Origin of the sequence: Myxococcus vastator (assembly GCF_010894475.1) — a bacterium.
Lineage (GTDB): Bacteria > Myxococcota > Myxococcia > Myxococcales > Myxococcaceae > Myxococcus > Myxococcus vastator.
Window position 1 is genome coordinate 1 of the sequence record NZ_JAAIYB010000088.1, and the last position, 22,405, is coordinate 22,405.

Consider the following 22,405-nt stretch of genomic DNA (forward strand, 5'->3'; position numbering starts at 1 on the left):
TCAGATGTGGATAAGAGACATCTTCATCCTGAGCGACCGGCCGCTGCACTTCGCCTCGCTGCGGCCCACCGCCCCCGAGTTCCAGCTCGCGGGCGAGCCGGAGCGGGTGGCGCTCACCGCCGCGGCCCTGGGCGTGCGGGCGGATGCGCTGGACCTGCCCGTGCCGCTGGACCGCGAGGCCTATCGCCGGGCGCTCGCGAAGCTGCAGGCGCGAAACATCGTGGACGCGGACGGACGGCTGTCCGACTACGGCCGCGCGGTGGAGGCACTGCCCGTGGAGCGCCCGTGGGCGGAGCTCATCGTCAACGCGGAGGACGCGCTGCTGCCGGTGCTCGCGGTGTGCAGCTCGGTGGAGTCGCTGCACCGGATGACACGCGAGGAGCGGAACCTGGACGGGCTGCTCGTGCCCGGCAGCGACCACCTGACGGCGTACAACCTCTACGCGGAGGCCTTCCGTGAAGCAGGCACGGTGGGGGAGGCGCAGGGGCTGCCGCGCCACGTCTTCCATGCGGAGAAGCTCGCGGCCTGGGCGGAGGCGCGTGGGGTGCTGGTGAAGGCCCTGGAGGACGCGGCGCTCGCGATGGCGAGCGTGTACCGGAGCGTGGGGCTGGCGCTGCCCGCGCGCATGCCCTTCGCGGACCCGCGCGTCTCCCGGCGCTTCTGCGACCTGCTCGTGCGCTTCATGCCCTTCGACCTGGTCATCGACGAGCGCACCGCCTGGGGCGAGGTCGCGCGCGTGTCGAAGACGAGCGTGTGCGGCAACCTGGGCGCGGTGGCGGGCACGCTGCGCTACTTCGCCGGCCGCAACGGCGACTCGCAGGCCGGCATCGAAGGCACCCAGCTTCCCCAGTCCCTGCTGCGCCGCTACGCCCGCCGTCACTCGGCGGCGCCGGTGTACGACGCGCGCTTCCGCTCGGTCGTGCTCGAGACGCGGGTGGATTACTTCGGCTTCGAACTCGAACGGGAAGTGGAGGTGCTGCGCGCCTGGGGGCCGGAGCTCGCCAAGGCGGTCCGGCACGCGCTCGCCGAGGCGCTGGCGCGGGGCGAGGCACCCCATCCCGCGGTGGACCGTCACCGGGTCGCCATCGCCGAGGTGCGCGAGCTGTGGCGCCGCTCGGGAGGAACCACCGCGCCGCTGGGCTTGCCGGAGCTCACGGCGCTCTACGCGGCGCAGCTGGAGGGGGTGGACACGCTCGACGAGTTCAAGGCGCGCCCGCTGCGGCTCGAGCTGGACGCGCTCGTGCCGCCCGTGACGCGTCAGGCGCTCCTGGCGCTCCCGGACGCCGTGGAGGTGCGCGAGCAGGAGGTGCCGCTCGAGTACGACGTGGAGGTGCTGTCGGACGGAGCCCCGCGAGGCGTGGTGCGGTTGCAATTGCCGGAGAAGCTCGCGCGCTCTCTGGTGGACGAGGAGCTGCCGCGGCTCGACCGCCCCCAGCGCTTCAGCGTTGCCCGGGGCCGGCGGGGCGTGCTCGAGGCTCGCTCGCTCCTCGAGCTCCAGGAACTGCTTGACCGGCCCTGGATGCCGGACGAGATCGCCGCGGCCACCCGTGAGCGTCCACTCCCGCGGCAGGACCGGGAGCCCGGCGCCCCCAGGCGTGGGGGCCATCACGGCAAGGCCCCCAGGAATGGCAGACGGCCGGGAGGCGGCCGGCGGCGTCGCTGACCTGACGCACGGGCAGGGCGCTCACCACGCATCGCGGTCCTGCCAGCCGCAGCTCCACCCGCGTCATCCGCGCGTGGGCCCGCCGGAACTCCTCGCGGCGCTGTCCCCAACTGTCGATGGGCACGGTGTCGTGGGGTGGCGGCAGCTTGCCAGGCCCCAGCATCCGCCGAGCGACCTCCTGGGATGGCGTGTTACCCAGGCCGCCCGCCTGGCCGAGCCCGCTCGTGCACGTCCCCGGGAATTGCTCAGCAATGGCTGGACGAACTACTCAGTCGGAGTCCAGCAGTTGATCCTCCGCTCCACCACGTTCGACACGTAGGTGTTGGCGTCAATGACTCGGAACCGGACGTATTTGGTGTAGTACGTTCCATAGGTATAGAGCCCCCACTGGCAGGCACCGCTACGAGTGGTCGTGCCGTTATACCAGTAGGTACTCGTCGAGCCGCCACCGAAGTCATCCACTTCCTGCCACTGGTAGGTGTACGGTGCCACGCCATTGCTGACATTGCCGGAGCAGCTGTAGGTGCCGGATTGGCTATACCTGCTGCAGGACATGGTCGCCGCTGGAGGATAGATGTTGAGCGCGGTGACGGTGTTGCTCATACCTGAAACCTCTTCCTCGTCGGCAAGGGGTTCCCCACAGGCGCCAAGTAGGATTGCCGTTGAGGCAATTGCCGCGCTGAGTTGAAGGTGCTTCAGGATTGTCTGGAATGTCATGAGGCGCTCCTGGGGGCTGGGTTGGTAAGGCATCGGGAGTTTAATTGGTTTGCCTGGGCCCTTTTTTGTCTGGTTGGAAAGTGTTCTGAACTGTTCACCTGTTGGAAGTGCCCTGGGTCCCGGTGGCGCTACGGGGTGCCCGGCGTCGCCGCCGTCAAGCGCCGGAGCTTCGACGTGGCCAGGCGCCACGGCGCCCACGACTGCGTGAGCGCGCCAGGGCGGAAGGACTCCCGCGGGGCAGTCGCATCCCCCGCCACACGCCTTCCGCGGTCACTCCATTCCACGGAATCGTAGAATCCAGGTACCGTCAGGCTTCTTGGCCGTCCTTCCCCTTCCTGTTTCCACCGAGTGGCACACCCCATGCGCCTCAATCGCCCTTCCTGGCTCTGGGCCCTCCTGCTGGCCCTCTCCGCCTGTTCCTCGACCTCCACGACCCCCTCCGACGCGGGGACGCAGCCCGATTCGGGGACGCAGGGCGGGCGCATCGAAGGCCAGGCCATCCTGGAGGGCGCCTCGTCCCACGGGGGCATCAGCGTCTCCGTGGAAGGCGCCTCGCTGAGCACCACCACGGCCACTGACGGCCGCTTCGCCCTGGAGAACGTCCCCCCGGGCACGCACCTCGTGGTGGCGAAGAGGCCCGGCTACACGGAGGCCCGGCAGTCCGTCACGGTCATCGCGGAGGCAACGGCCTCCGTGAGGCTCGACCTCGGGCGTGGACGGGGTTCAATCCTCGGAAGCGTCCAGGTGGAGGGCGTCCTGGATTCCTCGGGCGTCACCGTCACCCTGGTGGAGACGGGCGCCACCACGACCTCGGACGCGACGGGCATCTTCACCTTCTCCGACCTGGCCCAGGGCACCTACACGCTGGCGCTCCAGAAGGCGGGCTACCTGGAGACGCGGCAGACGGTGGAGGTGCGGGGCACGGGCTCCACCCTGGTCAACCTCTCCCTGACACGCGAGCGGGGCAGCGTGACAGGCGTCATCCAGTTCGAAGGCGCGAGCAACCACGCCGGCGCCGTCGTCACCCTGGTGGAAGCGTCCCTCACCGCGACCACGAACGCCGAGGGTCAGTTCGACATCCAGAACGTGATGACGGGCACATACACCCTGCGAGTGCGGCGGGAGAGCTACGTGGACGCGCAACAACTCGTGGAGGTCCGCGCGAACCAGCCGAGCCAGGTCAACCTGACGTTGTCGCTCGTGCGCGGGGACGTGGCGGGCACCGTGCAACTGTCGGACGGCGCCACGCCTTCGGGCGTCACCATCACCGTGACGCAGACGGGCGCCAACACGACGACGAACGCGCAGGGCCAGTTCACCCTCACTGGGCTTCCGCTGGGCACCTACACCCTGACCGCCCAGCGGCAGGGTTACGCGGTGGCCCAGCAAACCGTCACGGTGCGCACGGGCGCCGCGGCCACGGTCGCCTTCACGCTGGTGCGGGCCCAGGGCCGCGTGGAGGGCACGGCCCTGCTGGAGGGCGCGAGCAACCACAGCGGCATCACCGTCACGCTGACGGAGACAGGGGCCACGACGACGACGGACGGCCAGGGCCGCTTCGCCTTCAGCAACGTGGCCGCGGGCGCGTACACGGTGGAAGGGCGGCTGAGCGGCTACGGCGTGACGCGCGAGTCCGTCCAGGTGCAGGAGAACCAGGTGGCCACCGTCTCGCTCTCACTGACGCGCGAGCGGGGCAACGTGTCCGGCAGAATCCTGCTCGAGGGCGGGGGCTCGCCGGTGGACATCAACGTCACCCTGGCGGGGACGGCCATCAGCACGCGCACGGACACCGCGGGCCAGTTCTTCCTCGCCGGCCTCCCCACGGGCTCCTACACCTTGGAGGCCCAGAAGGACGGCTTCGCCCCGGCTCAACGCGTCGTGGAGGTGCTCGCTGGGGAGCAGACGCAGGTCAACCTGACGCTGGCCATCGCTCGCGGGAGCATCTCGGGCGTGGTCCTGCTGGAGGACGCCAACACCACCTCGGGCATCTCCGTGGCGCTGCTTCCGGGCAACGTCACCGTGTTGACGGACGCCCAGGGCCGCTTCTCCTTCAGTGGCCTCGTCGTGGGGCCGTACACGCTGTCCGCCTTTTGGCCGGGCTATGAGATTCAGGAGCGCAGCGTGGTGGTGCGGTATCAGGAGAACACGGTGGTGAACATCACGCTGCAGCGCCGGCCCGGCGTGGTGGCGGGCATCATCAAGCTCGAAGGTGAGCGCCACCACGAGGGGGTCACCGTGTCGCTCTCCGGCCTTGGCGCCACCGCGACGACGGATGCCCAGGGGCACTTCGTCCTGGAGGGCGTGCCTCAGGGACATCACACCCTGGCGGCCACCAAGGCGAACTACGCGAAGGCCGTGGCGGAGCTGGACGTGAGCGAGGGCCAGCTCCAGCCGGTCAGCCTGTCCCTGGCGAGGCTGGGCGCGCTCGAGGTCTCCGCGCCCAGGCTGGCGGTCCAGGGCGGACACCTGACCTTGACGGGCTCCGGCTTCGGAGCGGAGCGCGGCCCCTTCACCGTGACGGTGGGAGGAGAAGCCGTCACCGACTTCATCTCCTGGTCCGACACGCAGGTGGTGGCGCGGGTGGAGCACCACGTGGGGCCGGGCGAGCACGACGTCGTCGTGACGCCCGGTGTTCCCTGGCGGCGGCACACCACCACCTCCGTGCGGGTGGTGCCCCAGCAGACCGTCGCCTGCGGGGCGCATGGGGGCGTGGGGGTCCTCCCTTCCCATCACGTCTCCGTCTGGGGTGAGCCCTCCCTGGCCGGCCTCCACCCGACTCCGGCGGGGCTCACCGACGTGGTGAGCGTGACCACGTCGCGCACGGCCGCCTTCGCCCTCCAGGCGGACGGCACCGTGGTGGCCTGGGGCGGCGGCCTCCCTTCGGACCTGAGCGTCCCCGCGGACCTCACGGAGGTCGTGGCCATCGCGGGAGGTGATTCCTTCGTCCTGGCATTGAAGGCGGATGGCACCCTCGTGGCCTGGGGCGACAGCGCCATTGCCCCGCCCTCCGACGTGAGGGACGTGGTAGGCATTGCCGTCACGAGCAACGCCAGCCAGGCCTTCCTCGCTGACGGCACCGTGGTGACGTGGGGGCAGGGCAGCGAAGGGCAGGAAGTGCCTGCCGAGAATCTCTGCCTGCCGCCGCACGACCGGGTCCTGCGCGTCCCGGCGCGTTAGCGTCGTCGCAACGTCGCGGCTCCGTCCCGCCGTTCGGGGACGGAGCTTGACGCACGGGCCCGGTGGAATTGCCTGGCCCATTCCTCTCCGCCGCAGGCTTCAGACGCTCCGCCCGGCGCCTCCCCTGGCTCCACCGCGCGACAGGGGATTCGTGCGGTCGACTATTCGGCCGCCCGTCCCTTGCGCGCCGTCTCCAGCAGTTCGCGGATGGCATCGGCGTGCTTGCCATGGGTTGGCGCCCAGTCGGCGGGCATGCGGCCGGCGCGGTCGCGTATGAACGGGTCGGCACCGGCTTCTATCAATGCCTGGACGAGCGCCGGCACCGCATGCGCCAGCGCGCGCTGCAGCGGCCGCTGTCCTTCATCGTCGGGCACATTGGGATCGGCGCCCGCCGCCAAGAGGCTGCGGATGATGGGGCCGTGCACGCGCGCCGACGGTTTGAACAGCGCCATGTGCAGCGCGGTGAGCCCCTTGTCCGTACGGTGGTTCACCTTGGCGCGGCGTGCGAGCAGGAGGTCCACCGCACCCAGCTCGCCACTGCGCGCGGCCAGCATCAGGGCCGTCGGGTTGCCCTTGAACTGCGTCCAGTCAGGGTCGAGGCCGGCGTCCAGCATCCGCCCCACCAGCTCAAGGTTGCCGGCGGCGGCCACCGAAGGGAAGTCCTGGGTCGCCCACTGGCTGCGCGCAATTCCACCGGAGAACGTCCATTCGGGTTCGGCGGCAGCAGCGCCACGGACGTCCTGGCCCGTGGCCCTGTCGACAACCTGGGCGCGCCGTGCCTCCGCCGCCTGTCGCGCTCGCTTCTTGCTGCCGCGCCAGAAGGAATGCGTGGCCGGGTAGCTCGCCGGATCGTTCAGGTAGTTCGACAGCGCGACATGGCCGTTCTCCAGCGCCACGATGGCGGGCAACGTGCCGTCGTTGTCCGCCTGCTCGCGATTGGCGCCGGCTTCCACCAGGCATCGTGCGATGTCGGCGAAGCCATTCGCGGCGGCCGTCCACAGCGCGGTGGCGCCGGTTTCGTCCCCCGCGTTCACCTCCGCGCCGGCCTTCACCAGCAAGGTCACCAGGGCGGCAAAGCCATGCTCAGTGGCCGCGACCAGCGGCGGCTGGAAGGCCGCTGCATCCGGAGCGGCCTTCGCGTCCAGCAGCGCGCGCACGGCGGCCTCGTCACCGTGACTGCAGGCATACGCCAAGGGCGTGGCCTGGTAGCCGTGGAGGTCGACTTCGTCGGGGTCGGCCCCTTTCGCCAGCAGGTCCTCCACCGCGAAGACATCGCACCGCTCGATGGCGGCAAACAGGTTCTCGGGCTTGTCGAGCTTCATGAGCGCTACCTGAGGGCATCGGGCATCGGGCATCGGGCATCGGGCATCGGGCATCGGGCATCGGGCATCGGGCATCGGGCATCGGGCTGGACGCCGGAGCGTCGCAGCCTACCTGTATCGAGCACGCTTCTTCACGCGTTGAAACCCGATGCCCTCGACTCAGGCCGCTGGCTGGCGCAGGTAGGCGAACATGTGCTGGACGTAGTCGGCCTTGCCAAGCGGCACACCGTTGTGCCGCAGGATGTTGTAGGCCGTGACTAGGTGAAAGTAGAACTGAGGTGTCACCCAGTTCCGTGCGTATTCGCCGCCGGTCATGTCGAAGGCCATGCCATTGGGCAACTCGATGGACAGTTGGCGTTGTGCGCCTTCCTCCATCCGCGCCCGGTCAGCGCTCGACAGCAGTTGCAGCGTGCGCTCAATCAAGGCGTTCGCTTGTTCCATGTCAACCGGCACGTCGAGCTTCGGCAGCGGCTGCTGGCCAAGCCGCAGCACTGCTTCCTGCGCCTGGGTACAGACAAACTGCACCTGGCTGGCCAGGTTGTGCATGTCGGGAGCCAGTCGCGACTGAAGCAGGTTCTTCGGGTCGCAGCCCAGCTCGCGAGCACGCGCCTCCCCCTTCTGCAGGAAAACCAGCAGCGCTCGCAGCATCTGCGCGAAGCAGGGAACGGTCGTTTCGTAGATCGACATCGGTGTCTCCTCGAATGACTCAATCCTGGCAGGGTCGCCACGGCCCGCCAGGCGCTCTTGGGGAGAGGCCGCGCCTCACGGCGTTCCCGAGGCTGCATCGCCGAGACGGGTGACCCAGTCGCCCTGATATGACTCGGTCATCGGCACCTGGGCCAGGGGCGGGCAGTAGCGGTAGCGTTCGTTGGGTACGTCGAGCCCGCGCTGGTGCGCGAGCCGGAGCAGGGCGAGCCCTTCGAACCACAGATACCGATGCGCGCCGAAGTGGTCCTCGCGCTGTGTGAAGCCTCGCGCCAGCTTCTCGGTGCGGGCCTCATGATGGGAGAGGGCGTCGGAGAACGCGGAGAGGAATGTGGGGGTGTCCTTGTCCACCAGCGCCTGTGTGAGCGTGGGCCAGCACTCCTCCTTGGAGACGCGCGCCAGTTCCTGGATTCTCGGCGTGGGGTCCTCACCGCGCGTTGCGTGCAGCACCAGGCCGGCCAGCGCGGAGGTCCAGGCAAACTCCGCGGCGTACTCGCCTGAGTCCTTTTGCCAGGTCGTCGTCATCCGCTCCGCCACCTGGCGAGCGAGCTCCCACTGTCCCGTTGCCACCACTCCGGCAAGGGGGATGAGCCCCCACGAGGCGGGCGGTGGTTGCAGCTTGCGCCGCTCCAGATGAAGAAGGAGGCGGCGCCAGTTCTCCGCGGTCCGGCAGAGGTTGAGGAAGAACGGTTGCGGACGTCCCTCCAGCAGAAGCGTGGCGGCCGCGATGTTGACGAAGCAGCGGCACAGCTCACGCACCTCTTCGATCAACCGGTTCCGTTCCCCATCCGGGTCAATGTGCGAGATGAGGACTGGCGCCGCCGCCCCCGCATTCTCCCGCAGTTGATGAAAGTCAATGTCCATGTCCCCTCAGCGGTACTTGCCGTTCCAGCCGTTGGCGGGGAGGAACTTCACCCCTGTCAGCTTCGCGGTGGTCAGCGCGGCCTGGACGGTCGGGTCCACCATCGTGTAGCCACGCAGGTGTCGCGGCCGGAAGAGCTTCGGGCCATCGGGTGGTATGTCTTCCTTGAGCTTCAGCTCCGACACCCGGCTGATGTTGTCCTTGAGGAGATGGCTCATCCGGACGGTGGAGCGCTCCAGGTCGATGACATCCCGGTCCGCGATGACGTTCATGATGAAGTAGTCACGCGCGACGACGTCCTTCTGGTGGTCCACGAGCGTGACGGGGAGGAACTCCGCGTCACGGGGCGTCAGCTCCTGGATGACCTGGCGCACCCGGTCAGAGACGATGCGGATTTCGAGGATGCTGTCGACGAAGTCATAGAGCTTTCGCCGATCCGGAAAATTGGGCGAGAACCCCATGGTGAGACCGCCCGAGGGGTACTCGGCCGCCAGGCGCTGGGACACCAGGTAGCGCCACCCTTCGGGGCCTCCCTCCGGATAGGCATCCAGCAGGGCGCCGTCATTTTTGTCACATAGTAGCGAAAAGCTCACGGGGGCTCCTGTTGCTGGCCTACCAGAGTGAAGGCCAGACGTACTCCTTGTCATCTTGTGTCTTCCAGCGACACCAGGGGCCTTCGTACAGCTCGCCCTCCGCGGCGCTGCGGACGGCGCTCCGGGACTCATCGAGCAGGTCTTCCCAGAGGTCCGATTCGAGGTCCTTCAATTGACTGAACACGTTGGCCACGATGGCCTCGTGCTCCGTGGCCTGCCCGCGCAGGGTGTCGATTTCGTTGTCGATGCTCTTCAGTCGCTGAATGACATCCCTTGAGTAGTCATTGTGGTTGTTGGGATGGCAGATCAGCGCGTGGACAGGTACCGCCCAGGCTTCATACGGGAGCAGTATGACATTGTGGCCGTGGTCGATGTCATAGGGGGTCTGCAACAGGATGTCGAAGTTCTCGGGCTCGTCGAAGATGGGCTTTCCCGTGGAGTCCTCGGTGTAGAACGCCTCGCCCGGAATCAGGTGGTGGCCCCGCCACGCATAGGGCTGGCTCACACCGCTCAGCGACGGGTTGAAGTTGCCCGGCTGGGTGATGCTGGCCCGTGACTGTACGTCCGCCTGGAAGGCCGCGGGGCCCAGGTGCGGGTAGGTGTTGTACTCGGTGGGCCGGGAGCCGCGGATGTAGCTGGCGCCATTCTTGTTGTATTGAGTGCCTTTGGAGAGGCTGGCGCGCTTGGGATACTGGGGGTTGGCGTGGGGTGCCGCCTCCTCCTGGCTGGCGTCCTTCTTTCGCTTCTTCGTGTCGTCGGTCTGCTTCTTCCGGGGCTCATTGCGCTTCATCGCGCCGCCGCTGCCAGGCGCTGGGCCAAAGTTGCGGATGTTGGGCCGCCCGTCGGAGACGACCTTCCCATACAGCTCGAAGGTGCCCTGCATGAGCTCCTTGAGCGTCATCGCCACGCCTGCTCGCCTGCCACCGCTGGAGTTGTTCACGTGCGACCTCCGGTTCCTGGGATACCACTGGATGACAGGGCGAACGCGGCACGCTCCCCTGAGTCCGACTGCGAGATGACGACGAGGCGACGCGCGGGCGCGTAGTGCCGAAGGAACGCATGCCGCGCGAGCGCCGCTCCCACCGCGCCCGCTGCCGCGCCCACGTCACCGAAGCCCGTGGCTGGAATCCAGAAGGGCGAATCCCCTGCGACCGCGCCATCCCCCCTCAGGCGTAGCAGCGCACAGCCCCACTCCCAGGCGCGCACCTCCTCGCCGTTGAGGTCCGTGATGAACAGCACGTCGTCCTTGGCGCCTGGGCCGGCACTCAGCACCGCCTGCACGCAGGCCGCGAGCGCCATTCCATCGGGCCGCAGCTTCGCGCCACGTGCGTGAGGCTCGCGTCCGAGGTGAACGGCTGCGATGTCCACGGTGGGCCCGGTCGCCGGCTCGAGCCTGGACGGGCCCTTGCGGAGCACCAGGATGGCGCCCGCCTCACCCGGTACGAGGCCCACCGGGTTGTCCGTCGTCTTCAGCCGACGCTCGCTCAGCAGGTAGCGGAGGGTGCCTGGCTCCACGAGCGAGTCGATGGCGCCCACGACGCACGTCTCGTAGTCATGGCGCTCCATCGCCCGCTGGGCGGACTCCAGCGCGAGCGCGAAGCCCGCGGAGCCGCCGCTGAAGAATCTCCAACGCTCTTCCGGCCAGGAGACGCCGAGTCCCTCCAGCGCTCGTTTCAGGATGCGGCGCCCCAGTCGTTCGGTGGCCGCCGCGAGCTCCACGGGCCCCGAGCCATCCGAGAAGTCCGGCAGGGCCAGGAAGATGCCCGCTTCGCGTCCCAGTGACTCCAGCGGCACGGAGGTCCGCAGGTCCTCCAGCGCTTCCATGGCAAGGGCCACGAGCCGCCCCTCGCCCGTGAAGCCGAAGGTCGAACCCAGCACCTCGTGGACGAAGACGGGCTGGGGCTCACTGTCGCCAGGTGCGAACGTGGTCACCGACTCGGAGGGCTTTGTCCGGACGATGCCCGCGCGGAAGGCGGCGCAGGCCGTCGTCGAAGGACCGAGGCTGGAACTCATTCCCACCGCCACGATTCGCATCGGCGCAGTCTCCGGTCCAAAACCTACATCTTACAGTGTAAGGGCTGGAGCTTCAATGACGAGTTCGGGCGCGGCCTGACGACGGAGTTCCACTCACCATGAAAATCGGCGGGCGTGATGTTGAGCGCCTTCAGCTCGGAGTTCCCAAGCCGGTAGCGCCGCTTGACTGGCTGGCCTCGTGCTTGAAACGCAGCGGCTTCGGCGTTGATGTACCGGGACTGCGCATCCCGCTCTGGGTGGGCCGCTCCCTCCTGCATCTACTTTGTCGCTTGGAGGCTGTATCCAAGTTCGGCGAGCAGCTCGCGGGCAGTCAACAGACGTGACGCCACAGTGGCCCTCCTGCAATGCTGTGGTCAGGAGGTCGTTCCATGTTCCTGGCGGTCATGACGTCCGCGCTCACGAGCGCATGGTTGCTCACGGCAGCGCCCATGGCCATCACCGGGTCCGTCACCGTGGAGCCCCTCGGCTTCACCGTCCAGGCGGACGGCGAGCAGGTGACGGTGACGCGAGTCGAGCGCGGGAGCGTCGCCGCCCGTGCGGGGCTCGAGCCCGGGATGCGAATCGAGCGCATCACCGCGCCTGTGCGGCGCTTCGCGAGCGGGCCCATCACGACGCTCTCCCTGGTCGACCTGCACGATGCGCTTATTCCCACGTGGGATGAGCCGCTCCAACTGCAGGTCTGGGCGGACAAGAGGTTCCTGCGCGTGGAACTCGCGCGGACCGACCCGCGCCCGGCCGAGGAGTTCCCCGTCATTCCCCTCCCGAAAGAACAGGTCGCGAGGCTGACGCCGCGCCAGCAGGCGCAGTACCACATGCGCCTTTTGATGAACGCGAGACCTCCCCCGCCCAGGCCCGAGCTGACGCTGGCGCAGGAGACCACGGCCTACGTGGTCGCGGGCGCACTGAAGGCCATGACGGGCGGAGGCTTCACGCCGGCCCGGGTCTACGCCCGCGCCACCCTGACCGCGACCTGTCCGGGGCCCCTGGAGAAGGTGGTGCTCGGCGGTGCCGCGCGCGGCCTTCCCCAGACGCTGTTGCCTTCCGACTCCGCCCGCGGTGGCTCGAAGTTCACCGTGGACCTGCCGCTCTGGGCGCCTGCCGCGGTGCGGCGGGCATGTGCAAGCACGTCGCCTCCACTGAAAGTCCAACTGCGTGGAGCGCTGCACTGCAAGGGCGCCCCCGTCGAGACGCGGGACTTCACCGCCACGCTGGCCGTGGTCTGCAATCAGCCGACGCCCTACATGGCGAAGGACCCGCGCAACCAGCTCGCGTTGGCGGGCCAGTCCAGGAGCGAGGACGACACGTGGCCCATCAAGCAATTCGAGGTCGGCGAGAACGGAAGCCTCGAGCTCGGGGCTCGCCCGTCCGAGGTCATTCCCATGCCGTCCAAGGTGGCCCTGGTCGAACTTGACGCGAAGGGGGGCGTCGCCCGGAGGCTCCAGAAGGCGAAGGTGCAGGAGACGGAGCGCGAGCAACGATTTCAAGTCGCCATCGACACGAAGGCGCCGCGCACCGTGCGGCTGGCGCTGGAGTTGGGCTTCCCCGACGGGAGCACCCTGCGGAGCCATCCGGTGGACGTGAAGATTGTCACGAAGGAGGAGGTGGCCGAGCAGGACCGGGAGGCGAGTGAGTCCTACGCGAAGTGGAAGGCCTTCGAACGCAAGTTCTTCGACGCCTTCCGCGACCCCTGCGCCAACCTTCCCGCTACGGTGACGTGGCTCCAGGCCCAACCCGAAATCAAGTGGGCCACCTCCGATAAGCACGGCGATTCGTTTTCGTACGAGGTGAAGGGCGCGCTCGCGCCCCTCTTGTTCTCGTGTCACAGGCACTGAGCGCCAGTCGTCACGAACAGTGCTGAAGCGCGCTTGTTGGGGACCCTTGGCGGTGGCTTCGATTCCCGCCGCCTCCACTTTCACCGCTCTGGAGTCTCCATGCGGATGGCCAGCGCGCGACAGCCCGCGCCAGCTTCCGAGCCATCGGGCGGAGCCCACGCTCCGACGGAGTGGTAGAGTCGGCCCTCGCGCCGCTCCAGGTAGAGAATCAGGTTGAGCGGCCAGCCGCTGCCGTGGAAGAGGTGACGGTCCATGGGCGTGGGATCCTGGCTGACGCGCAGGCCGCGCTCGTGGGGCGGGCCGATGCGGTGCCAGTCCGGGTGCAGGTGGATGGAGCCGAGCACGTCCAGTCCCTGGGCCTCCGCCTCGGTGGTGATGCGCAGCAGCTCCCGCGGTTCGCACCAGAAGCCACGACGCCCGTTGGCGTAGCAGGCGCCGAAGCGGGGGATGATGGTGGCGTCGAACTCCTGGAGCACGCGCTCATCCGTCTCGCGGATGTTGGTGGCGAAGCGAACACGCTCCACGCGCATCGCGTCGCCTACGACGCGCCCCAGCAGCACGGCCCAGCTCCGGGGCGGAAGCTCCGGGGTGCAGGTGGTGTACTCGCGGATGGCGTCCACCAGGAAGTCCGACAGCACCGCCGAGTCCAGCAGGACGGCCTCCGTCCTCATTCCTCCAGCTCCGCCGTGGGCGCGCGGAGGCGGCCCGCCGCCCGGTCCTCACGAAGCTGGGTGGCGAGGTGGCGGGCCATGCGCTCCTCGTAGGCGGCGGTGGACTCGGGCGTCCAGGCGTAGAAGCCCTGGCCCGTCTTCTGCCCCAGCTCGCCGCGCTCCACCTTCTGCGCGAGCACGGGCGGCACGGGGCGGCCGGCGCCGTGGAGGAGGGCCGTCATGAAGTCCAGCCCCACCAGGTCCAGCCGGTCGAAGACACCCGAAGCGCCCAGGCGCCGTCCGACGCCCTGGGTGAGCACGCGGTCCACCATCTCCGGCGTGGCCACGCCCTCGTGCACCAGCCGGATGGCCTCACCGATGAGGGCCTGCTGCAGGCGCGGGCCGACGGAGCCCGGCACGTCCCTGGAGAACACCACGGGCGACTTGCCCAGCTCCTCGAGGAACCGCCGCACCGTCTCCACCGCGTCGGGGGACGTCTTCTCGCCGGGGATGACGTCCACCAGCGGGATGAGGTGCGCGGGCAGGTAGTAGTGGGCAGAGAGGACGCGCTCGGGCCGCGTGCAATCCCGGGCGATGGCCGTCACGCTCAGCGCGGTGGTGTTGGTGGCGAGCAGGGTGTCGGGGGCCGCGAGCCGGTCCAGCTCGCCGAAGAGCTGCTGCTTGAGGGCAAGGTCCTCCGGGATGGATTCGATGACCAGGTCCTGCTCCACGGCGGCCTCGGCGAGCACCGTGGTGCGGCGGATGCGTCCGAGCGCGGCGGGAGCCTGCTGTGGAGCGAGCAGGCCCGTCTCCACCAGCAGCGCCGCGTCTCGCTCCAGCTTCGCGCGCGCCCGCTCGCTGCTGTCAGCGCGCGTGTTGTAGAGCACCACCTGTCTGCCGGCGATGGCGAGCTCGAGCGCGATACCGCACCCCATGGCGCCCCCGCCCACCACGCCAATCCTCTTCAGCCGCTGATGTGTCATGGGGTGCACCTTGCCAGCCCGCACGACAGAGACAACCTCTTGATGTGTTGCTGTAATTGTTCATGGCGCGTGTGTGATTGATGCACCGGGCCATGCCGAAGGGTGCGGAATGACGAGCGCGCCGAGGACCGCCTCATTAGGTTGCTCGTCCCATGAACATCGGAATCATCGGCGCGGGGAACATTGGCGCGACCCTGGCGCGGCACCTGAAGGCCCTGGGGCATGACATTTCACTGGCGAACTCGCGCGGCGTCGAGGGCGTCACGGCCATCGCGGCGAGCGTGGGCGCAACGCCCGTCACCGTTCGCGACGCGGCGCACGCGGGCCCCATCGTCATCGTCACCATTCCCCAGAAGGCCATCACGGACTTGCCACCCGGCCTGTTCGACGACGTGCCCGCGGACGTCGTGGTGGTCGACACGGGCAACTACTACCCGGAGTTCCGCGACGGCCATATCGGCGCCATCGATGCGGGGCAGACCGACAGCGAGTGGGTCTCCGCGCAGCTGAAGCGTCCGGTCGTGAAGGCCTTCAACAACATCCAGGCTGGCAGCCTGGACACGAAGGGCCTGCCCCGTGGGGCACCGGGGCGCATCGCGCTCCCGGTTTCGGGGGATGACCCGCGGGCGCGACAGCGGATTCTTCAGCTCGTCGACGCGCTGGGCTTCGACGCCATCGACGCGGGCCCCTTGTCGGAGTCCTGGCGGCAGCAGCCGGGCACGGCGGTGTACTGCGCCGACCTCGACGCCGAGAAGCTCCCCAAGGCCCTGGCCGCCGCCGACGCGACGAAGGTCGCCGAGGTCCGTCGGCAGAACGACCTGAGCGTCAAGGCCATGTTCAGCCGCTGAGGCAGCCGCGTTCAACGCGAACAATGGACGGGCTCGAAGGCCACGCGCCGCCCCTGGGCGTGAGGCGGCTCAGGCGCGCGTCACGGCGCGAGCTGTTCGACCGAAGGCGCGTGCGAGATGCGGATGGCTGGGATGTCCAAGACATCATCCTGCTTCACGCGGGTCCCCACGGTGACCTGGTAGGGCGGTTCATCCAGTACGGGGGCACGCCCGTAGACGACGAAGTACTTGTCGTTGGCATAGGCCACGTTGCCGGACACGAGCTGACGCGCCGCCGCGCCCCGGGAGATGGCGAAGCCGCGGCGGTCGCGGACGTCCCCGTTCAGCTTCACCCGGGCGCCCCGGACGCGGCCGGTGTCGGCCGTCAGCGCGCTCCAGGTGACGAGCACCTGGTGGCCCTCGGAGGCGACCTTGGGCGAGAGGTCATTCGTGCCCGAGGTGGCGATGGGGATGCCGCTGGGGTCCAGGACGTTCGCGGTCCCGTCCTTCACGCGGGCGCCGTAGATGTCGGCGGTGCCATGGCGTGCGTCGCTCCAGGCGACGAAGAAGCCCTGCTTCGTCGCCGTCACCGCCGAAAAGTTCTGATTGCCCGGCGCAGCGGAGATGACGAAGCCGTCCGGGTCGAGCACCGCGCCCGTGCGCCGGACTCTCGCGGCGAAGATGTCCTGGCCGCCGAAGCGAATGTCCGTCCAGGTCGCCAGGTACCGGTCATGGGACCAGGCCACCGCGACGCCATAGGAGTTGATGGCGGACAGCTGGTTGGAGATGAAGACCTCCTGGACGTCGAAGCCCGGCTTCGCCGTGTTCAGGGTGATGCCGCGGACCGCGCCACTGGCGGTTCCGCCGAAGCCAATCCACGCCACCAGGCACTTGCGGTCGTGGCAGGCGATGCCCGGGGAGCCCGCGGGCTGGTGGTCGGTGGGGGTGAAGAGCGTGACCGGCGGGCCGTCCAATGTCCCGTTCCGGTTGACGCGCGTCAGGAAGATGGAGCTGTCTCCGGTCCAGACGACGAGGAACTGCCGGCCATCGAACGCGGTCGCGTGGTAGTAGGCGTCAGGCCGTAGCTCGGGGTTGAGGGAGATGGCATCCGGGTCCAGCAACCGGCCATTCTTCGAGACGCGCGCGGCGTAGAAGCGGCCGGGGCGGCCATCGGACCAGGCCACGAAGAACTGGTTTCCGTCCTCGGCCACCTGGGCCGCCGTCGAGAAGCTCGGGGTCGTCCAGTTCGGGTAGGGCCCCTGACTCCCTGGACCATGAAGCCCGGCCTCGACGTCCTCTTTCGAAGGGGAGCTCCCTTCGAACAGCTCCGCTTCACCGTCGCACGCCAGGGTGAGCAGCCCCCCGAGGAGCAAAGCGCCCCAGCCACGAGTTTGCTTTGACAGTCCACGCATGAATTGCCCCCTTGCAACATCAGTCCGGCAGCAGGGTCCACGGCGGGGGCGGGTGGTCGCAACGCGGTATTCAGGCCGAAGCGGGCGAATGGACAGACGCCGGGCGACGCCACGCGGGCTTCGTCGCGCCTTGAACGAACACCTGCGCCCGTGGCCCACGGCGAGGGTGGGGCCGCCGGGGTGGCGCTCAAGTCGGCAGCTTGTCTCCCACCAGCGCACGGACCGCGCGGAGCTTGTCGGGGTTGCGGATGACGTAGATGGCGACGACGCGGCCATCCTCGACCGCCAGGGCCGTCGTCTGGAGCGTGCCGTCCTTCTCCAGGGTGACGAAGGCGGGCAGTCCGTCGATGAAGCCCTCGTGCACCAGCTGCGAGTAATTCACATCCAGGCGGCGCAGCAAGCCCTCGAAGAGGCGCAGCGTCTTCTCCTGGCCATGGATGGGGTTGAGCGCGGCCTTCACCTTGCCGCCGCCGTCGGAGTACACGACGACGTCCTGGGCCAGCAGCGCCTGGAGCGCGCCCATGTCCCCGCTCCGGGACGCGGCGTAGAAGGCCGAGGCCAGCTCACGGCCCTGGGCCTCCGACACGGGGAAGCGGGGCCGGGCCTCGCGCACGTGGGCCCGCGCGCGGCTGGCGAGCTGGCGGCAGGCGGCCGGGTCGCGGGCGATGGCCTTCGCCACCTCGTCGAAGTCCATGCCGAACACGTCGTGCAGGAGGAAGGCGGCGCGCTCCAAAGGGGACAGCCGCTCCAGGGCCATCATCAGGGTCAGCGTCAAGTCATCACCCTCCACCGCTTCGACGATGGGCTCCGGAAGCCAGGTGCCCACGTACTCCTCGCGGCGCACGCGGGCGGACTTCAAGACATCCAGACACAACCGCGTCACCGTCCGGACAAGCACGGCCTCGGCGTCGCGCACGGCGGCGCGGTCGGTCTGGTGCCAGCGCAAGTACGCCTCCTGCACCACGTCTTCGGCCTCCGCGACGATGCCCAGCATCCGGTAGGCGATGCGGAGCAAGCGGGGGCGCAGCGGGTCGAAGGCGTCAGCGGGGTTCACGTCAGGCGGCCTCGGTGCGGGGAGCGGTGACGGGGTGAATGGAGCGGAACCCCACGGAGATGCGGTTCCAGGTGTTGATCATCCCGATGAGCAGGGTAAGGTGCACGATCTCCTGCTCCGAGAAGTGCGGCGTGAGGGCAGCGTAGTCCTCATCGGGCGCGTGCGTCTGGGAGACGTGCGTCAGGGCCTCCGTCCAGGCCAGGGCCGCTCGCTCGCGCTCCGTGTAGAGCGGCGACTCGCGCCAGCCGTCCAGCAGGTAGATGCGCTCCTCGGTCTCCCCGTGCGCGCGGGCGTCCCGGGTGTGCATGTGGATGCAGAACGCGCAGCCATTCATCTGCGAGGCGCGGATCTTCACCAGCTCCAGGAGGCTCTTCTCCAGGCCCAGCTCCAGCAGCTTCTGGCCGTACTCGAGGGTCAGCTTCATCGCATCGGGGGCGACGGCGAACGCGTTCATCCGGGGCTTCATGGGGAGCTCCTGTGTGTCGTGCAGGGCGGAAGTGCCTGCCTTCCACCCCAGGACGACGCAGCCGGGGCCGCGTGTGACATGGCCCTTTCCGGCCGATTTTTCGCCCCACCGCTCCCGGGGGCGGGGAATCCGTCGAGCCCCGCCTCGCCCACCGCCCGAGCGGCCTTCACCTCCACACGGTGCGAAAGCTCACGCCGGCTGGAGGAAGCGTCCGTCCACCAGGTGGTCGATGACCTCTCGCGCGGAATGCGGGTCGAGCCGGGCCTTCGCGCCGAGCTTCGACACCGCGCTGGAGACGCTCGTGGGGTGCTCGAAGGCGGCCAGGGCGGCCAGGAGGATGGCGCCGTCCTCGCCCTGCGTGAGCGTGGGGTCGGAGAACCGCTTCGGGCTGACAGAAGGGGCGCAGCTCATCGTGATGCCATCCACGGAGCGCAAGACTGTCACCGCCTCACCCGCGAGCTTCGGGGGGGCGCGGTGGCTGCCCAGCCACTCCCCCAGCGTGAAGCGCTGGGTCCAGGGCGCGGTGTTGCGCAGCCGCGTCCTGCCCTGAATGGCGACGCGCTTGCGCGTGTCGCGGTGCTTCCATGCCAGCGCGTCCACCCGGTCGGAGGTGTGCTGGACCTCCGCCTCCAGGCCCTCGTCGCGGAAGCGAATCATCGGCACGGACACGTCACCGGGCTCGCGGCGCTCGAAGTAGTCGAGGAACTCCGCGAACGTCTTCGCCTCCGTCACCATGTCGAAGCGCGCGGGGTGCTGCGTCACCAGCGCCCCGGGCTGTGCTTCGAGCCGCTGGTAGCCCACCACGCAGTCCAGGCCGATGATGCGCTCCACGAGCCGCAGCTCCTCCGCCAGCGTGGCCTTGCTCGCGAAGGGCAGGCCCCCGATGCCGGAGATTTCGATGTCCAGGTTGGGGTACTTGCGGCAGGCGTCGATGACTTCCAGCAGCTCGCGGTCCTTCGCGCAGGGCTTGAGCAGGCCCCGGCCCATCTGCTCCAGCCGCTGCTGTTCGGAGAAGCAGCCGATGTCGATGACCATGTAGACGCGCTGGAACGTCGCGGCCAGCGCCGCCATCAGCTCCACCCGGGGCACGCCCCACAGGAAGTACGTGCAGCAGTGGTGGGAGAGGTCCACGCCCGCCCAGGTGCTGCTCAGGAACCCGGCGGTGCTGCCCGCGAAGTCGTAGCGCATCTGCCACGTCCGGCTGGCAATCTCCTGGTGGTCGCGGCGCACGTTCTCCTCGGCGCGCAGGAAGGGCTTCGCGCGCCCGAAGTCCGCCTTCTGGTTGCCGCGCGCCCCGCCGCAATACAGGCAGTTCTCACCGCACCCCTTGCCGGGCGCGACCCAGCCGGAGAACGAGTGCTGGTCCATCTGGCTGAGGAAGAGGTCGTTGAAGTGCGAGTAGTAGATGTCGTCCGTGTTCGTGGCGCGCTGCACGTACTCCAGCGGCAGCCGGCGCGGGCGGCCGTCCGGGCTCCTCGACACGACGTTGACCGGCGCCTCCTCGCCGTTGCACAGCGCCAGCAGGGGCACCTCGCCGTCGCCCAGCACGATGTGGTCGATGCTGTCGTAGCCGCTAAGCTCCTTCCACCAGTACGACGCGGAGTTGCCTCCCACGACGATGCGGATGGAGGGGTCAATCCGCCGCACCGTCCTCGCGATGAGCAGCGCGCGGTCCACGTGGTGGAACCACTTGAGGCTGATGCCCACGAGCTTCGGGCGCACGCGGCGCAGGAGGCTCTCGAAGGTGCGTGTCACCTCGGCTTCGGACTCATCCCCGTCGTAGAGCCGCACGAAGGCCTCGATGCCGCCGCGTCGCAGGTAGCCCGCCAGGTACAGGATGCCGCACGTGGCCTCCCCCGTGCCGGCACCGACGAGGAGGACTGGAGAGAGGACACGACCACCCATGCGACGCACACCGGCCTTTCAAGGGACGGCGCGCAGCGTAGGCGAAACAGGCCTGGCTCGGGCGGAATGGTGACGCTCGGCCGCCTGGCCGTTCCCAAGGCCCTGGCGGAAGCCCACCCGGCGCGCTCCTTCACCCCCCGAGGACCGGAGTCGCTCGGGGAGCGTGGAGTGCGCCGTGGCCGGCGGTGACTTCAGCGCGGCGTCACCTTGAGCAGCTTTCCGTTGGTGGCGTCGGTGAGCAGGTAGAGGGCTCCGTCGGGCCCCTGCACCACCTCGCGGATGCGCGCGCCCTGGTCCTTGAGGAGATGCTCCTCGCCCACCACGCGGTCATCCCGCATCATGAGCCGCACCAGCGCCTGGCTGGACAGGCCTCCGATGAAGACGTTGTTCCGCCACTCGGGGAACAGGTCCCCCGTGTAGATGGTCATCCCCGAGGGAGAAATCACCGGGTCCCAGTAGTACACGGGCTGCTCCATGCCCGGGCCCCGGGGGCTCTCGTGGATGGGCGCGCCGGAGTACTCCTCGCCATACCCGATGGTGGGCCAGCCGTAGTCCTTGCCGGCCTCGGGGCGGTTGAGCTCGTCACCCCCGCGCGGCCCCATCTCCACCGTCCACAGCCGGTGCTGGCTGTCGAGCGCCGCCGACAGGATGTTGCGGTGGCCCACCGACCATATCTCCGGCTTCGCCTCCGGGTCGTTCACGTAGGGGTTGTCCTGGGGTACGGAGCCGTCGGGGTTGATGCGGACCACCTTGCCGAAATGGCTCTTCACGTCCCGCGCCTGCACCCGGCCCGCGAGGATGGAGCGCTCCCCAAGCGTGACGAACAGCTTGCCGTCGGGGGTGAACACCAGCCGCCCCCCCGAGTGCAGCGTCGACTCGAGCGTGGGCATCATGCGGAAGATGACCTGGACGTCCTCCACGCGAGGCTGCTCGCCGTCCACGAGCTTCGCGCGCGCCACCGCCAGCCCGTTGCCGCCTTGGCGGGGCTCGGCATAGGTCCAGTAGATGAGCTGGCTCTGGGCGTAGTCGGGACCGACCTCCACGTCGAGCAGGCCCCCCTGGCCACGGCCATCCACGGCGGGCAGCCCCGCGACGGCGGGGGACTTCGCGCCCTGCGGCGTCACGATGTAGAGCGAGCCGGTGGGCTTCTCCGTCACCAGCATGCGCTGGTCAGGCAGGAAGGCGATGGCCCAGGGGTTCCTGAAGCCCGAGGCAATCTCGGTGACCTGGATGGGCGTCTGCGTCTGGATGGCGGGGACGCGTGTCTGCCCGGGGAAGGCCGGATCAAACTCGGGCACGTTGGGCGGGCCCTGCGGGACCGGGGGCCCGGTGGGAAGCGGCTCCTCCGGCGGAACACCCGCGTCGTCCGGCGGAACGCCCGCGTCATCTGGCGGGAGGCCCGAGTCCTGCTGCGGGACGCCCGAGTCCTCGGGCGTTGGCGTGGGGTTTGGGGTCTGGCTGCAGCCAGAGAGGAGGGCGGCGACGATGAGGGGCAGCGGCAGGGTGCGCATGCGACTCTCTCCTGAGGGGGATAGAAGGGGAGCGAACATCGCGTGCCTGGAGTCGAGTGGAAAGTCCGCGCTTCAACCGGCGGCCGCTCCGTGCCGGACATCGGACAGAGGCTCTCGACTCGGGTGGAGCGCGGCACGCCAGCGTCAATCGCTGTGCAGCGAGGCACCAATTGTATGGAATGGCCGGAGCGCAATGCCTGGCGCGCAACGGCTCTCGCCGAGTTTCGGGGCCCCCAAAGACTATGGCGAGGTGGCCCGGCCCGGAAGGACGGCGCGGAGCCGCGCATCGCGCAGCCACAGCCCCAGCCAGAGCAGCGTCGCGATGTAGACGGGGAAGAGCATGTGGGAGAAGAGCGGGTTGCCGACCCGGACGTGGGTTGCGACCGCGCCTCCGAGATAGCCCGTCCACAGGATGGCGCCCAGCACGGAGACGCGCGGGATGAGGTACACGGCCAGGCACACCAACTGAACGACGCCCAGGCCGAAGAGCACGCTGACGGGGTAGCCGAGCTCCACGGTGCCCTGCTGCGCCTCGGGAATCTGGAGCAGTTTGCCGGTGGCATCGAACAGCAGGAAGAGGACGGCGATGCCGCTCAGGACGCGTCCGGTCCACAGGGCCTTCTTCGAGGAGGACTGTGTGGCCGACCGCGGGCGGGGGGCCGGGGCGGCGTGCGGGAGTTCGGTGTGGGTCG

20 protein-coding genes are annotated in these 22,405 nt (G+C 69.1%); 5 read left to right on the forward strand and 15 right to left on the reverse strand.

Annotated features, from left to right (window positions below; translation table 11 throughout):
- Window positions 1-1,663: DEAD/DEAH box helicase (locus G4D87_RS11605; protein ID WP_504112557.1), on the forward strand; the 1,663-nt coding region annotated here is incomplete at its 5' end.
- A 264-nt stretch (window positions 1,664-1,927) separates the two neighbouring features.
- On the opposite strand, the gene G4D87_RS11610 is transcribed toward G4D87_RS11605, so the two are convergent.
- Entirely contained in the window at window positions 1,928-2,380 is a 453-nt protein-coding gene (locus tag G4D87_RS11610; protein ID WP_163781904.1) for a hypothetical protein, read from the reverse strand.
- A gap of 360 nt (window positions 2,381-2,740) precedes the next feature.
- Between G4D87_RS11610 and G4D87_RS11615 the strand changes: the two genes are divergently transcribed.
- The gene (locus G4D87_RS11615; RefSeq protein WP_240358199.1) at window positions 2,741-5,557 is read left to right on the forward strand and encodes a carboxypeptidase regulatory-like domain-containing protein; all 2,817 of its coding nucleotides are present in this window, start codon (window positions 2,741-2,743) and stop codon (window positions 5,555-5,557) included.
- A gap of 161 nt (window positions 5,558-5,718) precedes the next feature.
- On the opposite strand, the gene G4D87_RS11620 is transcribed toward G4D87_RS11615, so the two are convergent.
- From G4D87_RS11620 to G4D87_RS11645, 6 genes are all read right to left on the reverse strand, one after another.
- Window positions 5,719-6,879: an ankyrin repeat domain-containing protein gene (locus G4D87_RS11620; RefSeq protein WP_163781906.1), complete on the reverse strand. Its 1,161-nt coding sequence runs from the start codon at window positions 6,877-6,879 to the stop codon at window positions 5,719-5,721.
- Between the two features lie 159 nt (window positions 6,880-7,038).
- Complete coding sequence (locus G4D87_RS11625) at window positions 7,039-7,566, reverse strand: DUF1993 domain-containing protein (protein WP_163781908.1); 528 nt, start codon at window positions 7,564-7,566, stop codon at window positions 7,039-7,041.
- 75 nt (window positions 7,567-7,641) lie between these two features.
- On the reverse strand, window positions 7,642-8,355 hold the full coding sequence (locus G4D87_RS11630; protein WP_163781910.1) for an immunity 49 family protein: 714 nt from the start codon (window positions 8,353-8,355) through the stop codon (window positions 7,642-7,644).
- A 99-nt stretch (window positions 8,356-8,454) separates the two neighbouring features.
- Window positions 8,455-9,039, reverse strand: coding sequence for an imm11 family protein (locus tag G4D87_RS11635; RefSeq protein ID WP_163781912.1), 585 nt, complete (start codon window positions 9,037-9,039; stop codon window positions 8,455-8,457).
- Window positions 9,040-9,058: 19 nt separating this feature from the next.
- Window positions 9,059-9,979, reverse strand: coding sequence for an AHH domain-containing protein (locus G4D87_RS11640; RefSeq protein ID WP_163781914.1), 921 nt, complete (start codon window positions 9,977-9,979; stop codon window positions 9,059-9,061).
- Window positions 9,976-11,052 (reverse strand): hypothetical protein, encoded by a 1,077-nt coding sequence (locus G4D87_RS11645; protein ID WP_163781917.1) that lies wholly within the window; start codon window positions 11,050-11,052, stop codon window positions 9,976-9,978. Before G4D87_RS11645 ends, G4D87_RS11640 begins: the two co-directional genes overlap by 4 nt.
- 119 nt (window positions 11,053-11,171) lie before the next feature.
- Between G4D87_RS11645 and G4D87_RS11650 the strand changes: the two genes are divergently transcribed.
- Entirely contained in the window at window positions 11,172-11,396 is a 225-nt protein-coding gene (locus G4D87_RS11650; protein WP_163781919.1) for a hypothetical protein, read from the forward strand.
- A 45-nt stretch (window positions 11,397-11,441) separates the two neighbouring features.
- A complete protein-coding gene (locus G4D87_RS11655) occupies window positions 11,442-12,905 on the forward strand; it encodes a PDZ domain-containing protein (protein WP_163781921.1) in 1,464 nt (487 codons plus the stop codon).
- An 80-nt stretch (window positions 12,906-12,985) separates the two neighbouring features.
- Here the strand turns inward: G4D87_RS11655 and G4D87_RS11660 are convergent, their stop codons facing one another.
- Together G4D87_RS11660 and G4D87_RS11665 are read right to left on the reverse strand one after the other, a co-directional pair.
- On the reverse strand, window positions 12,986-13,576 hold the full coding sequence (locus tag G4D87_RS11660) for an MPN domain-containing protein (protein WP_163781923.1): 591 nt from the start codon (window positions 13,574-13,576) through the stop codon (window positions 12,986-12,988).
- The gene (locus G4D87_RS11665) at window positions 13,573-14,538 is read right to left on the reverse strand and encodes a 3-hydroxyacyl-CoA dehydrogenase family protein (protein WP_163781925.1); all 966 of its coding nucleotides are present in this window, start codon (window positions 14,536-14,538) and stop codon (window positions 13,573-13,575) included. Before G4D87_RS11665 ends, G4D87_RS11660 begins: the two co-directional genes overlap by 4 nt.
- A gap of 152 nt (window positions 14,539-14,690) precedes the next feature.
- Here G4D87_RS11665 and G4D87_RS11670 point away from each other — a divergent pair, with 152 nt between their 5' ends.
- Window positions 14,691-15,386, forward strand: a complete 696-nt coding sequence (locus tag G4D87_RS11670; protein WP_163781927.1) for an NADPH-dependent F420 reductase — start codon at window positions 14,691-14,693, stop codon at window positions 15,384-15,386.
- Between the two features lie 80 nt (window positions 15,387-15,466).
- On the opposite strand, the gene G4D87_RS11675 is transcribed toward G4D87_RS11670, so the two are convergent.
- The 6 genes from G4D87_RS11675 to G4D87_RS11700 form a co-directional block, all read right to left on the reverse strand.
- Window positions 15,467-16,777 carry a hypothetical protein gene (locus G4D87_RS11675; RefSeq protein WP_240358200.1) on the reverse strand — a complete coding sequence of 437 codons (1,311 nt, stop codon included), beginning with the start codon at window positions 16,775-16,777 and terminating at the stop codon, window positions 15,467-15,469.
- A 187-nt stretch (window positions 16,778-16,964) separates the two neighbouring features.
- Window positions 16,965-17,831, reverse strand: a complete 867-nt coding sequence (locus G4D87_RS11680; RefSeq protein ID WP_163781929.1) for a sigma-70 family RNA polymerase sigma factor — start codon at window positions 17,829-17,831, stop codon at window positions 16,965-16,967.
- A gap of 1 nt (window position 17,832) precedes the next feature.
- Window positions 17,833-18,297, reverse strand: a complete 465-nt coding sequence (locus G4D87_RS11685) for a carboxymuconolactone decarboxylase family protein (protein WP_163781931.1) — start codon at window positions 18,295-18,297, stop codon at window positions 17,833-17,835.
- Window positions 18,298-18,486: 189 nt separating this feature from the next.
- Window positions 18,487-20,202 (reverse strand): B12-binding domain-containing radical SAM protein, encoded by a 1,716-nt coding sequence (locus G4D87_RS11690; protein ID WP_163781933.1) that lies wholly within the window; start codon window positions 20,200-20,202, stop codon window positions 18,487-18,489.
- Window positions 20,203-20,393: 191 nt separating this feature from the next.
- A complete protein-coding gene (locus tag G4D87_RS11695; RefSeq protein WP_163781935.1) occupies window positions 20,394-21,713 on the reverse strand; it encodes a PQQ-dependent sugar dehydrogenase in 1,320 nt (439 codons plus the stop codon).
- Window positions 21,714-21,953: 240 nt separating this feature from the next.
- A partial coding sequence (locus G4D87_RS11700; protein ID WP_205507548.1) for a DoxX family protein occupies window positions 21,954-22,405 on the reverse strand: 452 nt, incomplete at its 5' end.